General features: G+C 43.9%; 17 protein-coding genes and 1 pseudogene. 6 read left to right on the top strand and 12 right to left on the bottom strand.

What is annotated here, in order from left to right:
- Positions 1-735, top strand: a complete 735-nt coding sequence (fliP, locus tag AC5FX4_RS18640; RefSeq protein ID WP_493607920.1) for a flagellar type III secretion system pore protein FliP — start codon at positions 1-3, stop codon at positions 733-735.
- On the opposite strand, the gene AC5FX4_RS18635 is transcribed toward fliP, so the two are convergent.
- Entirely contained in the window at positions 728-865 is a 138-nt protein-coding gene (locus AC5FX4_RS18635) for a hypothetical protein (protein ID WP_493607919.1), read from the bottom strand. The two genes, fliP and AC5FX4_RS18635, sit on opposite strands and share 8 nt — an antisense overlap.
- A 37-nt stretch (positions 866-902) precedes the next feature.
- On the opposite strand from AC5FX4_RS18635, the pseudogene AC5FX4_RS18630 reads away from it, so the two are divergent.
- Positions 903-2042, top strand: a pseudogene (locus AC5FX4_RS18630) (IS3 family transposase).
- Positions 2043-2114: 72 nt separating this feature from the next.
- The gene (locus AC5FX4_RS18625; RefSeq protein ID WP_493607918.1) at positions 2115-2249 is read left to right on the top strand and encodes a hypothetical protein; all 135 of its coding nucleotides are present in this window, start codon (positions 2115-2117) and stop codon (positions 2247-2249) included.
- Positions 2250-2287: 38 nt separating this feature from the next.
- On the opposite strand, the gene AC5FX4_RS18620 is transcribed toward AC5FX4_RS18625, so the two are convergent.
- From AC5FX4_RS18620 to hisG, 11 genes are all read right to left on the bottom strand, one after another.
- Entirely contained in the window at positions 2288-2506 is a 219-nt protein-coding gene (locus AC5FX4_RS18620; protein ID WP_493607917.1) for a helix-turn-helix transcriptional regulator, read from the bottom strand.
- Positions 2499-2999, bottom strand: coding sequence for a hypothetical protein (locus AC5FX4_RS18615; RefSeq protein WP_493607916.1), 501 nt, complete (start codon positions 2997-2999; stop codon positions 2499-2501). Before AC5FX4_RS18615 ends, AC5FX4_RS18620 begins: the two co-directional genes overlap by 8 nt.
- A gap of 119 nt (positions 3000-3118) precedes the next feature.
- The gene (locus AC5FX4_RS18610; RefSeq protein WP_493607915.1) at positions 3119-3895 is read right to left on the bottom strand and encodes a glycosyltransferase family 25 protein; all 777 of its coding nucleotides are present in this window, start codon (positions 3893-3895) and stop codon (positions 3119-3121) included.
- Between the two features lie 165 nt (positions 3896-4060).
- On the bottom strand, positions 4061-4678 hold the full coding sequence (gene hisIE, locus AC5FX4_RS18605) for a bifunctional phosphoribosyl-AMP cyclohydrolase/phosphoribosyl-ATP diphosphatase HisIE (RefSeq protein ID WP_493607914.1): 618 nt from the start codon (positions 4676-4678) through the stop codon (positions 4061-4063).
- Positions 4669-5448: an imidazole glycerol phosphate synthase subunit HisF gene (gene hisF, locus AC5FX4_RS18600; RefSeq protein WP_493607913.1), complete on the bottom strand. Its 780-nt coding sequence runs from the start codon at positions 5446-5448 to the stop codon at positions 4669-4671. The genes hisIE and hisF overlap by 10 nt, the downstream gene beginning before the upstream one ends.
- Positions 5430-6164, bottom strand: a complete 735-nt coding sequence (locus AC5FX4_RS18595) for a 1-(5-phosphoribosyl)-5-[(5-phosphoribosylamino)methylideneamino] imidazole-4-carboxamide isomerase (protein ID WP_493607912.1) — start codon at positions 6162-6164, stop codon at positions 5430-5432. The genes hisF and AC5FX4_RS18595 overlap by 19 nt, the downstream gene beginning before the upstream one ends.
- A 9-nt stretch (positions 6165-6173) precedes the next feature.
- Entirely contained in the window at positions 6174-6767 is a 594-nt protein-coding gene (gene hisH / locus AC5FX4_RS18590; protein WP_493607911.1) for an imidazole glycerol phosphate synthase subunit HisH, read from the bottom strand.
- Entirely contained in the window at positions 6764-7825 is a 1062-nt protein-coding gene (gene hisB, locus AC5FX4_RS18585; RefSeq protein ID WP_493607910.1) for a bifunctional histidinol-phosphatase/imidazoleglycerol-phosphate dehydratase HisB, read from the bottom strand. Before hisB ends, hisH begins: the two co-directional genes overlap by 4 nt.
- A 16-nt stretch (positions 7826-7841) precedes the next feature.
- Positions 7842-8909 (bottom strand): histidinol-phosphate transaminase, encoded by a 1068-nt coding sequence (hisC, locus tag AC5FX4_RS18580; protein WP_493607909.1) that lies wholly within the window; start codon positions 8907-8909, stop codon positions 7842-7844.
- Complete coding sequence (gene hisD / locus AC5FX4_RS18575) at positions 8902-10200, bottom strand: histidinol dehydrogenase (RefSeq protein ID WP_493607908.1); 1299 nt, start codon at positions 10198-10200, stop codon at positions 8902-8904. Before hisD ends, hisC begins: the two co-directional genes overlap by 8 nt.
- Before the next feature lie 4 nt (positions 10201-10204).
- On the bottom strand, positions 10205-11104 hold the full coding sequence (gene hisG, locus AC5FX4_RS18570; RefSeq protein WP_493608759.1) for an ATP phosphoribosyltransferase: 900 nt from the start codon (positions 11102-11104) through the stop codon (positions 10205-10207).
- Positions 11105-11433: 329 nt separating this feature from the next.
- Between hisG and AC5FX4_RS18565 the strand changes: the two genes are divergently transcribed.
- The 3 genes from AC5FX4_RS18565 to tsaB all read left to right on the top strand — a co-directional run bounded on the left by AC5FX4_RS18565 (position 11434) and on the right by tsaB (position 14348).
- Positions 11434-11670 (top strand): hypothetical protein, encoded by a 237-nt coding sequence (locus AC5FX4_RS18565; protein ID WP_493607907.1) that lies wholly within the window; start codon positions 11434-11436, stop codon positions 11668-11670.
- 79 nt (positions 11671-11749) lie between these two features.
- Positions 11750-13660, top strand: coding sequence for a DNA repair helicase YoaA (yoaA, locus tag AC5FX4_RS18560; protein ID WP_493607906.1), 1911 nt, complete (start codon positions 11750-11752; stop codon positions 13658-13660).
- Position 13661: 1 nt separating this feature from the next.
- A complete protein-coding gene (gene tsaB / locus AC5FX4_RS18555) occupies positions 13662-14348 on the top strand; it encodes a tRNA (adenosine(37)-N6)-threonylcarbamoyltransferase complex dimerization subunit type 1 TsaB (protein WP_493607905.1) in 687 nt (228 codons plus the stop codon).
- Positions 14349-14359: the final 11 nt, after the last annotated feature.

Below are 14359 nucleotides of genomic sequence, written 5' to 3'. Positions count from 1 at the left end.
GTGATTAAGCTGTTTATCCTATTGTCTGTGTTAGTGCCATCGTTTGTTTTTGCACAAGCAGAGCAAACAAGTTTGCTGGTGGAAGTGAAAAATTCAGGCTTGCTGGACAATCTATCTCCTGAATTGAAAACAGTGTTTACGCTGACAATGCTGTCTTTCATTCCAGTAATTTTGATCGCAATGACCGCTTTTACTCGTATTGTCATTGTGTTATCGATGCTGCGTCATGCGCTTGGTTTGCAGCAAACACCGCCGAATATCGTGATCATTACACTGAGTTTGTTTCTTACCTTTTATACTATGTTGCCGGTATGGGAAAAGGTAGAAAGTGATGCGATTCGGCCTTATGTAAGCGAGACTGTCACGCTAGAGGAAGCCTTAGAGCTTGGTGGCGCGCATATGAAAGCATTTATGCTGAGCCAAACCAGAGAAGAAGACTTTGCGGCCATTCTGGAAATGGCAAAACAACAACCGCCAGCCAGTGCTTCAGATGTGTCGTTTAGCTATTTAGTGCCTGCATTTTTGCTAAGTGAGCTGACAACCGCATTTAAAATCGCATTTATCATTTTTATACCCTTTCTATTAATAGATCTTGTTGTGGCCAGTGTACTCATGTCGTTGGGTATGATCATGTTGCCGCCGATTTCTATTGCGCTACCTATTAAGGTTATGTTGTTTGTACTTATCGACGGCTGGTCTTTGGTTTCCCAATCCTTGGTGAGCAGTTTTAGTTAGTGTGAATATGCGCAAACCAAAATAACTCAGCTTCAATTTCCCCCATTGAAGCTGAGCGTTCAACCTTCATTTCTCTCACCGTGATAAATCGTGCTCGCCCATTTTGATCTGATCCAATAGTTTTGGACATCTCATTAAGTGAGTAAACTAACTCACAGAGGTGAAAAATGACATCCCAAAAGAAAACCAGAAAAACCTATTCAACCGAATTTAAAGAAGAAGCTTTAAAATTAGCTGCTAAAGTTGGCATGGCACAAGCCGCACGAGAGCTTAATACTTATGAATCTCAGCTCTATGCGTGGCGAAACGCGGCACAAAAGAAAGCGTCAACCTCAGAACGAGAAAGCGCTCTCGCCACAGAAAATGCCAAGTTAAAGCGTCAATTGGCCGAACAAGCTGAGGAGCTGGAAATCCTAAAAAAGGCGGCGACCTACTTCGCGAAAAACCAAAAGTAGCTCGATTTGAGTTTATGAAAGCCAATCACGGGTCATTTGCCATAGTTAGAATGGCCTGTGTATTTTCTGTTTCGCCAAGTGGGTATTATCCATGGTTAAAGACATGTCAGCAGCCGAGCAAGCGTTCACCGGCACAGCAAGTGCGTGATACAAAAATTAAAGATGTGTTTACCAAAATCAAAGAGCGGGACGGTGCTAGACGTATTCAAGCTGAGCTTGAGGAGCTAGGCGATAGGCATGACATAAAAACCATCGCTAGTAGCATGGAACGTCAAGGGCTTGTGGCTAAAGCTGCTCGAAAATTTAAAGTCACGACAGATAGTAAACATGCGATGCCTGTTGCACCGAATTTACTTGAGCAAAATTTTACGGCCGACAGACCTAATCAAAAGTGGGCAGGTGATATCACCTATCTGATGACAAGCGAAGGTTGGCTCTATTTAGCTTGTCATCATTGATTTATACTCTCGCGCAGTGATTGGCTGGTCGATGAGTAACCGTATGACTTCAACGTTGGTTTGTGACGCTCTACAAATGGCGCTTTGGCGACGAGGCAAGCCCAAAGGCGTCATTATTCACAGTAACCGAGGCAGCCAATATTGCTCTCACGCTTATCGGAATATAATTGAGCAACACGGATTAATTCAAAGTATGAGCCGTAAGGGCAACTGCTGGGACAATGCTTGTGTTGAAAGCTTCTTCCACTCAATGAAAGTTGAAGCGGTTCAATACGAACCAATTATGAACCGTGAAACCATGCGCCAGCACATATTTGAGTACATCGAGATTGATTACAATAAGAAGAGAAGGCATAGTGCCTTAGGCTATTTAAGCTCCGAAAGATTTGAATAATTAAACGTAGATTAATGTAGTGTCCAGTTTTACTGGATCAGATCATCATACAAAACACCAGAATTTGTGAGTTTGGATCTATCTCATGTTCAAGAAGCTGGTGCAGAGCAAGGGGTTCAAGGTTTACTCGGTTCGTCATTTTTTATGAAACACAATGCGATAATTGATTTTGAGAAACAGCAGTTAACGCTATCAAAAGAAAAGTAGTCTAGAAAAAGCAAATACCTTGAGTTAAAGAAACGGGCCTATTCTGCTTCTCTATATTGAAACACTTCTTCCAACGGCAGCCCAAATACATGCGCAATTTTAAAGGCTACCTCCAAAGAGGGGGAGTATTTATTGGCTTCTATGGCCATTACAGTTTGTCTTGTTACGCCGATGGCATCCGCGAGTTGTTTTTGTGTCATTTCGTTATTTAAAAAGCGCAATGTGCGAATGTCATTGGTAATTGTCATCTTACTCATAAATGTTGCCTGTTCTACCTTTATATAGCTGTGCAGCATAGTTAGCAATTTCAGCGAGTAAGAATGCGCCGACCATCACATGCATAGGCAAATAGGGGATGTTGTATTCCAGTCCCGGACCCCAATTATTGGCTTCGGCTTGGTATTGAAAAATAGCAACGCAAATGCCTGCTTGGAGTATATGTGCTTTGTACTTATAGCCCTGCAAATTGATTTGTTTCTCGCGTACATCTAATGGCTGTTCTAATTCATCGTCACTAATAAATGCAAGCACCATGTAGCTTAGTGTCATTAATACAACCGAATAGACAAGCACTTGTAGCAACAATCCAGATAACCAAGAGGTGGAAGCAAGTTGTTCAGCGCTTGCTGAATATAACTGGTTGATATAGAAATAAGAGATATACAGGCTCACGAGCAAATCTATGGTGAGTGTTAACTCCCGGAAACTGATGCTTTGTAAAAACTCTTTGAATTGTGCTTGCCTAGTCATGTATGTTTAACCTTAAGTAAAATACTTTTGACATGAGAAAGCGTAAGGCTAAGATTTAACCATGTCAAATATTTTTTACCTTAGGTATGTAAAATTTAACTTGTTAGTACCGGATGATGTTAGTTGTTAATACCTAACTTTTCTTTCAAATCATCGATGACTTTTTTAGTTGCTTTTTTGTTGGTGAATTTTTCTTTGAACTGAAGCCACTTGCGTTGCCAAAAACGTTTTTTCAATTTCTTTTTACCAGAGGCCGCACCAATGTCGCTTTCAAATTCAAGATCTTGTTCAATGTAGTAGGGGAGGAGGGAGTAGACTGGCACTTTGGTTTCCCAGATGTGCTGAATGTCGGTGTCTACAGGGCGAGCGAAATGTTTGGTTGCTGCTAACAGCGCTTTCGCGCCTTGGTAACTTATAGCCTGAGCGCAGCAACCGGTCATTGCCTTTTTGTGCACAACCAAATCAAATTTATCATTAATTGAATGAGAAAATGCAATGGGGCGAGTTCTGTTTTCGTACGCAGCTAACTTAATGAGCTGCCAATCAAAATCAAGATTTTCAATAGTATCAAATACTTCATGCAAATCGCCGACTAGCCTGAAATCATCTTCCATCACGATAGCATACGGGTGTTTGCCATCGACGATGGCTTGCCATGCTTTACGATGACTCATGTAGCAGCCAATCTCACCTTTACCAAGCGGACGATAGAACTCAACCCGATTGAGCAATGGTTGATAATTTTTGATTAAATCAATGTCGCTGAGGGCTTTGCCATAGACACCCGAAATTCTCTCAAACTCAATATTTTGCTCTTTTAAACGAGCCGCACTTTTTTGCAAACGTTCGGAGCTTTGATCTAAGTTGATTAAGAAAATAGGGGGCTGTTTGCTCATTTATTATTGCTCTCTTGTCGTGCCAATTTAAGCATATGTTAAAAGTGCGTTGCCAAACAAGCTAAGTGTAGCTGAACTAGAATCTTTGTTCGGTCAGGCACTTAACCATGGTTCTCTTGACAACAATACGACAAGCATACCATGGTTAAGTTCAATGGCTAGGTGTTACGCCTTTTTATGGCGATTTTCGAGACAATTTACCACTTCAGTGAGGTTAGTGCCGCTTCGTTCCAGTAAAACAAGCAAGTGATAGAGTAGATCAGCCGATTCATTGACTAGCTCTTCTTTGTCTTGCTTCATTGCCGCAAGGGCCACTTCAACACCTTCTTCGCCTACTTTTTGACAGCTTCTGCTAATGTCTTTTGCAAACAAAGATGCAGTATAACTTTGCGCTGGATCGTCGTTTTTCCTAGAAACGATCACCTGCTCAAGGTTCGCTAAAAAGCCAATGTTCGGTTTTGCCTCACCAAAACAGCTTTGTGTGCCTAAGTGACAGGTGGGTCCTTCAGGTGCTGCTAATACTAAGATCGAATCTTGATCGCAATCCGTATGAGCGCTAACCAAGCGCAATACATTGTTCGACTCTTCGCCTTTAGTCCATAAGCGGTCTTTGGAGCGAGAGTAAAAGGTTACAAGCTGCTTTTCAAAGGTTGCTGCAATGGCATCTTGGTTCATAAAGCCTTGCATGAGTATTTGCCCTGATGCTGCATCTTGCACTATCGCTGGGATCAATGGGCTTTTTTCAAAATCGAGCGTTGATAGATTGTTTGGAGTTAGTTGCATAGTCGCACCGCCACTTGTTGTTCGTTTAAGAATGATTTTAACTCACCAATATCGATAATGTTTTTATGAAATACGCTTGCGGCTAAAGCGCCATCAACGTTGCTCGTTTTAAAAACATCAGCAAAATCTTGCATGGTGCCCGCACCGCCTGAGGCGATAAGCGGAATATCACACATTGTTCTAATTAAGCTCAGTTGTTCATTATCATAGCCTTTACGCACGCCGTCTTGATTCATGCAATTTAGTACTATTTCACCAGCACCTAGCTCTTGCACCATTTCAACCCACTGCTGTGTTTTATAGCGAGTACGACTTGAAGCGTTTGGGTCGCCCGTTAATTGATACACCAAGTATTCGCCAGTGGTTTCATCGTAAAAGCTATCGATACCTACGACAACACATTGCTTACCAAACTCGTCATGTAGCTCTTTGATAAGTTGCGGTCGAGCGATAGCAGGGCTGTTGATGCTGATCTTATCTGCGCCTTGCTCGAGTACTTTCGCAGCGTCTTCGACGGACTTGATGCCACCAGCTACGCAAAATGGAATATCGATGTGTTTAGCGATATTACTGACCCAATTGATATCGAGTAAACGCTTTTCAACACTGGCACTGATCTCATAAAAAACTAACTCATCCGCACCCGCTTGGCTATAAAGCTTGGCTAACTCCAAAATGTCACCCACCACCTCGTGGCCCTGAAACTTTACACCCTTAACAACTTGGCCATTTTTTACGTCAAGGCAAGGGATTATGCGCTTTGATAACATGCTAATGCCTCCTCTACGGTGAAGGCACCGTCTAATAATGATTTGCCTAAGATCACACCACCCACACCAATTTCACTCAAACGCTGAATGTCTTCCAGTGAACTTACACCACCCGAAGCTTGCACCTTTATCTGTTTATTGTGTGCAACAAGCTCTTGATACAACTCAAAAGAAGGACCTGTCATTGTGCCATCTTTACTGATGTCCGTGCATAAGAAGTCGGCCACGCCCAATGCAAAATAAAAATCGACGAGTTCGAATAGATTGTCTTCACCGTCATTAAGCCAACCGTGGGTCGCTGGTGCCCAACCCGTGGCGGTTTTGTTTACATCGAGCGCTATGACAAATCGCTCAGCGCCAAACTCTTTGATCCAGCCTGCAACTTCATGCTGCTTATCAACGGCCATAGAGCCGATAACCACTTGCGCAGCACCCGCAGCAAGCCATTGTTTTACATCATCATAGCTGCGTATACCACCGCCTACTTGATAAGGCACATTCAGGGCTTTGGTTGCTTGCTGTATTTGTTGCCACTGTTTCTTTTGCGGGTCGCGGGCACCTTCTAAGTCAACCAAGTGTAGCTTTTGTGCACCACTTGCTTGATAGCCAGCTAAACGCTCACCTAATTCAAAAGGGTAAAACTGTGCCGTGTCGTACTTGCCTTGGTAAAGGCGAACAATTTGGTTTTGTAATACATCTAATGCTGGAATGATCATGTGTTGCCCTTAATCAAGTTGCCAATTTATAAAATTTTGCAGTAACTGTGCGCCGACTTTAGCGCTGCGCTCTGGGTGAAATTGCATGCCCGCGTAATTGTCTTTTGCGACGATAGCGGAGAAGGCACTGCCATACTCGCCTTGGGCGAGCGTTGCGCTGTTAACCCCATGGGCAAAGCTATGTACAAAATAAACCTGCTGATTGATATCTATATTTTTTGTCAGCGGGTGTGCCACGAGGTTACTTAAATTATTCCAACCCATATGCGGGCTAGTAAGTTGTCCCACATCTAATTGCGACACGTTACCTGGGATCATACCAAGACAATCAACGTCACCCTCATCTGTGTGTTCGCAAAGAAGCTGCATGCCTAAACAAATTCCCATCAAAGGATTGTTATACTCGTTGATGGCTTGCTGCCACCCTTTTTGTTTTAAACGCTCCATCGCCACTTTGGCATGTCCAACACCAGGCAAAATAGCACGTTCAAACTGACTGAGTTGTTCCGGTGCTGAGATCACTTCAGGAGTAACACCAAGACGTTCAAATGCAAATCTAACAGAGTTGATATTGGCACAGCCTGTGTTAATTATGGCGATCATAAACACCCCTTTGAGCTTGCTGTTTGCTGCTGTAAATCTTGTGCGATGGCCATGCGCAGGGCACGAGCGAATGCTTTAAATAAGCCTTCTACTTGGTGGTGACAATTACCGTCTGACACCGATAAAATCAGACTGATTTGCGCGTTATCCGCCAGCGATTTAAAAAAGTGCTCTACCATTTGTACATCTAAATCGCCCACTTTTTCACGGCTGAAGTTGGCATTCAGTACAAATGAAGCTCGACCAGATAAATCAAGTTGACACTCAGCCTTACATTCGTCCATGGGAAGCGCAAAGCCATAACGTGCGATTTGCGATTTAGTCCCTAATGCTGTTTTGAGTACTTGGCCTAGGGCAATACCAACGTCTTCCACCAAATGGTGCTCGTCAATGTGTAAATCACCTGAGGCTTTGATATTCAAGCCTATATTGGCGTGGGTGCGAATTTGGTCGAGCATGTGATCAAAAAATCCAAGGCCTGTATTTATCTCGCCATTGGCATTTTGATCTAGGTTAGCACGTACACTAATTTGCGTTTCTTTGGTGTTACGTGTCACACTTGCTTCGCGATTTTGCGTCGTAAGCTGGGTCACGATCTCAGGCCAATTGTTTTTGTATAAAATGCCTTGAATACAAAGGTTTTCAGCCAAACCAAGATCGGTGTGTCTATCACCAATCACGTATGAGCGCGATAAATCTACCTTGCCTGAGCGCATTAGTTCAGTCAGTAAGCCTGTTTTTGGTTTTCTGCAATTACAATTGTCTTCGTCAAAGTGCGGACATATGAGTACGTCAACAAACTTAATGCCCTGACTTTGAAAGATTTCCATCATTTTATTTTGCGCGATGTCAAAATCAGCTGTTGGAAAGCTAGATGTGCCCAAGCCGTCTTGGTTTGAAACCATGACGAGTTTGTAGCCTGACGCCTGAAGCTGTAAAAGAGCGGGGATCACATTTGGCAACAGTACGAGCTTTTCAAGACTATCTACTTGCTTATCGGTGATAGGTTCGTCAATCATTGTGCCGTCGCGGTCTATAAATAAATACGGGTTACTCATGGTTTTTCCTTTACAGTTAGGCGTTGAGCGACTCAAGCCAAATTCTTACTTGTTCTAATTCTTGTTCACTGCCGATTGAAATACGCAGCCAGTCATCTTGGCCAAAGAGAATGAATGGCCTCATGATTAACCCAGTGTCCATCGCTTGCTTAATGAATGATTTATCGCGCAGTTGCAAGGTGACAAAATTTCCCTCTCCGGCAAGTACTTGGGCCACAGCGTTGCTGTTTTTAAGCCATTGCAACAAGATGTCTTTTGCACGATTCAAAATGGCAACCTGCCTGCGCATCTGTGTGATAGCATCGGTTGACAATGCTTGCGCTGCAATTTGTGCAACAACACGAGAAACGGGGTAAGGTGCAATCACCTTGCGCACTGGGGCTAATGTGCACGCGTTCGCGAGCATAAACCCAGTTCTAAGTCCTGCCAGTGCAAACGCTTTGGATAAAGTGCGCAGTACAACTATGTTTCTAAAATCTTGCAGCAGAGCTGTTGCTGTCTTGTCGTCGCAAAATTCAATGTACGCCTCATCAACAACCACAATTGCTTTGTTCTCAAGCGCTTTGGCAATCGCAGAAATTTTGTCCAAGCTGGTCAAGCTGCCAGTCGGGTTATTTGGGTTACAGATGAATACCAGTTTGCTCTGTCCAACCGCTTCGACAATGTCTTGCGCGCTACCTTCTAATAGCAAGGCTTGGCTTAGTTCATTGATAGCGACGTTGTGACTATCGGCGGTAACTTTATACATGCCATAGGTGGGTAAAAATAACGCGATACTATCCTCGCTTGGTTTGCAATACGTACGAACCAATAGTTCAATGCCTTCGTCTGCGCCGCGAGTCATGATGACTTGCTCACTTTGAAGGCCGCAATATTTTGCATAGGCGTTGATCACCGCCTCAGGCTGTGGATCTGGGTAGCGGTTAAGATCTGATAAAGTAAGCTCAAACGTTTTGGCATACGGGCTTTCATTGGCGTTGAGCCAAGTTGACCCGCTGAGCTTTTCGCTTTTAGCCGAGCTGTATGCTTTAAGGGCATTAATGTTGTCTGGCAACAGCGAGTTGGGAAAATCTAAATCAGTCATTTTGCATGGTCTCCAAACGAACCTGTACTGCGTTGGCGTGTGCATCTAGCCCTTCTGCTTGTGCCAATGGCAAAATGGCTTTGCTTAAATCTTTTAGTCCTGCTTTGCTAATGGTTTGAACTGTATAAGTACGGTAAAAGTCGAGCAGATTGAGGCTTGAGTAAACTTTGCTGTATCCGTAAGTAGGCAGAACGTGATTCGTGCCGGAAGCATAATCACCCGCTGACTCCGGCGTGTAGTCGCCGACAAATACGGAGCCAGCATTAACGATTCTATCAAGGTACTGCTGGGCATCACCGAGCTGAAGAATAAGGTGTTCTGGACCATATTGGGCTGAAATATCGAAGGCTTGTTCGATTGAACTCACTAAGATCAGAGAACTGTTTTCAAGCGCCTGTGCCGCAATCTCTTTTCTTGACAGTTGGTTCAGCTGAGCATCTAACGCAGCTTGCGTTTGTACGATCACTTGCTCGCAGTTACATAGCAAAATCACTTGTGAATCCGTACCGTGTTCCGCTTGCGACAGTAAATCAGCAGCAATAAACGCTGGGTTTGCACGCTCATCGGCAATAACAAGCACCTCTGAAGGACCTGCAGGCATATCAATGGCGAATCCGGGCTGTGTTTGACTCAGTAGTTGCTTGGCCATAGTCACATAACTATTGCCTGGTCCAAACACTTTATTCACTTGAGGCACGCTTTGTGTGCCAAGGGCCATTGCCGCAATTGCCCCCGCGCCGCCACTTTCAACAACAGTGGTAATGCCACACAACTTAGCAGCATACAAAATAGCGGGGTGGATAGATTCATCACCATTAACGGGGGTTGCTAAAACAACCGTTTTCGCACCACTTAGCTGTGCGCATACGCCTTGCATGAGCACTGAAGAAGGTAGAGGAGCGCTGCCTCCAGGTACATATAAACCAATCGCGTCAATGGCTTGGTACTTTAATTCACATTCAACGCCCGGTGAGGTGGTAAGCTTAATATCTCTCGGTATTTGAGCTTGGTGAAATTGCCAAATGTTGTTATAGGCTGTTTCAATTGCATTTTTGAGTTCGGAAGACAGCAAGTCACCACTTTGCTCAATTTCTAATGTGGGGACGCGTAATCTTGCAGTACTACGCTTATCAAACATTTCAGCGTAATTAAGTAGGGCTTGATCACCAAACTCTCTCACTTCACTGATGATCTTTAACACGCTTGATTCCACAGTTGCGCTTGCCATAACGGCGGGGCGCATTAGTAGTGCCTGCTGAGTTTGTTGATCTACCTCATTCCAACGGATCACGATATTACTCCATCATTTTTTCAATTGGCATGACTAAGATTGAGTTAGCGCCGAGGGCTTTTAGCTCTTCCATGGTTTCCCAAAATAGCGTTTCAGTGCTTACCATGTGGAGGGCTACATACTCATCGCTGCCAGCAAGTGCCAATAGGGTAGGCTGCCCGGTACCAGGAAGAAGCGCGCATACTTCGTCTAATCGGTCCTTAGGTGCGTGTAGCATGATATATTTGCTTTCTTTCGCTTGCTTTACACCTTTTAAGCGAGGCATGAGTTTTTCAATGAGCGCGAGCTTAGTTTCGTCCCTTAGCAAAGGGTTTTGAATTAAACATGCGTTTGATTCAAGTATGGTGTCACCTTGCATCAAACCATTTGCTTCAAGCGTTGCCCCTGTTGAAACAAGGTCACAGATTGCATCCGCAAGGCCAGCACGTGGTGCGACTTCTACGGAGCCTGTTAGCATCACCGTACTGGCGTCAATGTTTTCGCGTTGTAAATATTGCTTTAAGATTTCAGGGTAGGTGGTCGCGATACGTTTACCGTTAAACCAAGATTTGTCTTGCGGACCTAGTTCTTGTGGCCAAGCAAGTGCCAATCGGCAGTAACCAAAATCAAGCTTTGATAATTTGATAACATCAGCATTTTGTGTCGAACCGGAACGCTCTGCTTGTGCCTCAACCAACACGTTTTCACCTACAATACCAAGGTCACACACGCCATCCATAACAAGGCCTGGAATATCGTCATCACGTACACGTAGAACGTCAATGGGCATGTTGGTTGAGTGTGCAATTAAGCGTTGTTCACGAAGGTTAAGCTTTACGCCAAGTTGTTTAAGTAGCTCTTGGCAGTCTTTGGATAAACGGCCTGATTTTTGAATTGCTATACGTAATCTATTGTTGTTCATAATTTATTTTCCTAAATGTTTAAAAACAAAAACCCCGAGGTGGAACCTCGGGGCGAAAATAAATTAGTTCTTGGTGCCGCTCGCCGGAGGTTCCTTAAGGGAATAACCCACCAGCGAAATACCTGACAGGTTATCCCGTTGAATGATGGTGATGATGTAAAGCTGTCAGTGTATTGAACATAGTTAACTCTTAATGTTTCAGTTATGCTGTATTTGTATATCTAGAAGAGCATAAAAATGTTAATCGATGCAAGCATTTTTTTACTGTTTCTAAAGCATATCTTATAACTGCCGATAATATAGGTAGATTTTATATAACGAGGTGACTTGTTATGGATGCACTAAAGCCATTTTTAACTAACATTGTACGACTTGATGTTGAGCATAAACCAATGTTTTACATTGCGGGTGTCAAAGACGGCGCGATTGAAAAAATTAGGCTTCGTAAAGCGGCCTTGCAGGAGCAACGTAAAAAGCTCAAAGAGCAAGAGTTGGCAGAACAAAACAAAAAGAAAAAAAAGCAACACGATGAAGAGGATGATGAAACGCATTTGGATACTTGGGCGTAGGCGCTTCTCTTGCGAGTGCCTTGCTCTTGGCTAGTTTCCTCCGTACAATCGAGCAAATTTAATTAATTGCACTAGTACTTTGTCCATTCAGCAGGTTTTTAGCGAGCAAGGCCCCCTTGCGATACAGTTTCCCGGTTATACGCCTCGTCAGCCGCAAATAGAAATGGCGGTCGCGATTGAGCAAACCATTGCCCAAAATGGCCAGTGCGTTGTTGAAGCAGGTACAGGTACCGGAAAAACATTCGCCTATCTCGCGCCGGTCTTATTAGCAAAACAGAAATCGATAATTTCTACTGGTTCTAAAGCGTTACAAGAACAGCTGTATCACCGCGACCTTCCTGCCTTACAAAAAGCTTTGAAAGTAGGTAAAACCACGGCACTTTTAAAGGGGCGTGCAAATTACCTGTGTACCTATCGATTGTCTCAACATGTTGCCCATGTACCTAGCGACGACCCTGACATTATGCACCAGCTGGCGATGGTGGCGAAGTTTGCTACAGAGACGGACACTGGTGATTTAGCAGATTGTGTAGGCATTGAAGAAGATGCCAAGGTGCTGCCGTACGTTAATTCAACTTCAGACAACTGTTTGGGTAAAGATTGCCCTGATTTTCAAAGCTGTTATATACGAAAAGCGCGTTTAAAAGCCATGGAAGCTGATTTAGTGGTGATTAATCATCACTTATTTTTTGCGGATATGGCGGTGAAAGATTCTGGCTTTGCCGAGTTGATGCCAACGGCTGATAACTACATTTTTGATGAAGCGCACCAGCTAGCGCAAATTGCCAGTGATTACTTTGGCGAGACTGTAAACACCAAACAACTTGTCGACCTAATTAACGACATTCGCCTCATTTACCGTTCAGATATCCCAGATATGCTGCAACTTGGTAAAACCCTAAATAAGCTTGAAACCAGTGTTGCAGATTTGCGAATTTCGTTTGGCGTGGATGGTGGTCGGGGTGATTGGCGAGCAGCGTTGTCGAATAAATTGGTTTGTGATGCGTTGCATCGTGTTATCAGCGATTTAGACTTTTTGTACAAAGTGCTGAAAACGTGTTTGGATAGAAGTGAAAAAATCGAGCATCCATTCGAGCGCGTGTTAAAGTTTAAAGGCCAACTTGAACGCGCCTTTGATGTATCACAAACCGGCTTTAGTTATTGGTTTGAAACCACTCGCCGTTTTGTGTCTGTACATATTACGCCGCTCGACGTATCACTAAAATTTAAAGAGATAATAGAAAAAACCAAGGCCAGCTTTGTGTTTACGTCGGCCACCTTGTCGGTTGATAACTCTCTGGCGCATTTTAATGCCAGTTTAGGTCTTACACCTGTGCATCAGAGTATTGTGGCGAGCCCATTTGACTACGAAAACCAAGCGCTGTTATGTCTTCCTCGTTACTTGCCTGAGACGGGCGATGATTTGATGCCGCACACATTGGTTAAAATAGCTAAGCAGGTTATTGAAGCAGCTAAAGGGCGTACCTTTTTGCTTTTTACAAGTTACCGAGTAATGCACTTAGTTTATGAAGGGCTAAGTACATCGCTAGAATATCCCATTTTTATGCAAGGGCAGTCGTCAAAGCGCATTATATTGGAACAATTCGTTCGCCATGGTAATGCGGTTCTGTTGGGCACAGCGTCATTTTGGGAAGGTGTAGATGTTCGAGGTGACGCGCTCAGTTGCGTGCTCATTGATAAGCTGCCTTTCACATCACCAGATGATCCCCTATTACAAGCGCGTATGGCGGATGCAGAAATGCAAGGTAAGGAACCGTTTTCGGCGATTCAATTACCACAGGCGGTCATAAGTCTCAAGCAAGGCGTAGGGCGATTAATTCGTGATAGAGCAGACAAAGGCGTACTTGTGATTTGCGATAATCGCCTAGTTACGCGAAAATACGGGCAAACTTTTTTAAAGAGCTTACCAGCTATGAAGCGTACACGTAGCTTGGACACAGCAACAAAATTTCTAGAGAACATTGAATAATATGAAAAATAATCTGTTAGCGATTGATGCATCTACCGAGGCTTTAAGTTTAGCGCTTCACTACCAAGGTCAAACTTATCGCCACTTTGAAGTGTGTCCTCAGCAACACAGTCAAAAAATACTGCCGGAAATTGAACGAATGTTATCTCAGGCGGGTTGTCAGCTTAATGATCTCGATGGCATTGTGTACGGCCGCGGTCCTGGAAGTTTTACTGGGGTACGTGTAAGTGTCGCCATTGCGCAAGGTTTAGCATTTTCAGCAAACTTGAAACTGGCCGGCGTTTCTACGTTAGAAGCGATGGCATTGCAAGCGGCTCGCGAAAGTAGTCAAACACATGTAGTGAGTGGCATTGATGCACGCATGGGTGAAATTTATTTCGCAGAGTATGTAATCGATAAAGACGCAGGCGTAGCGCTGGTTGGAGAAGAAGTGGTTTGTGCCCCTGCGGATGTGAAGCAATACGATAATGATATATGCGCGGTTGGAACCGCATGGTCAGCGTATCCTGAAGTTGCGCAGGAAAAAGGTTTGCTGGCGGATGAAGAGATCACTTTACCAGACGCATTCTATATGTTGGAGCTTGGTGATAAAGCGTTTGAAATGGGCAACACGGTTACAGCCGCAGAAGCTCAACCACATTATGTACGTGATACTGTCACTTGGAAAAAGTTGCCAGGGCGCGAATAATCTTATATTTT

It is taken from the genome of Pseudoalteromonas sp. ATL1 (assembly GCF_058933015.1).
The sequence above is the reverse complement of the archived record's forward strand: the minus strand, read 5'-3'. Positions and strand labels throughout refer to the sequence as shown.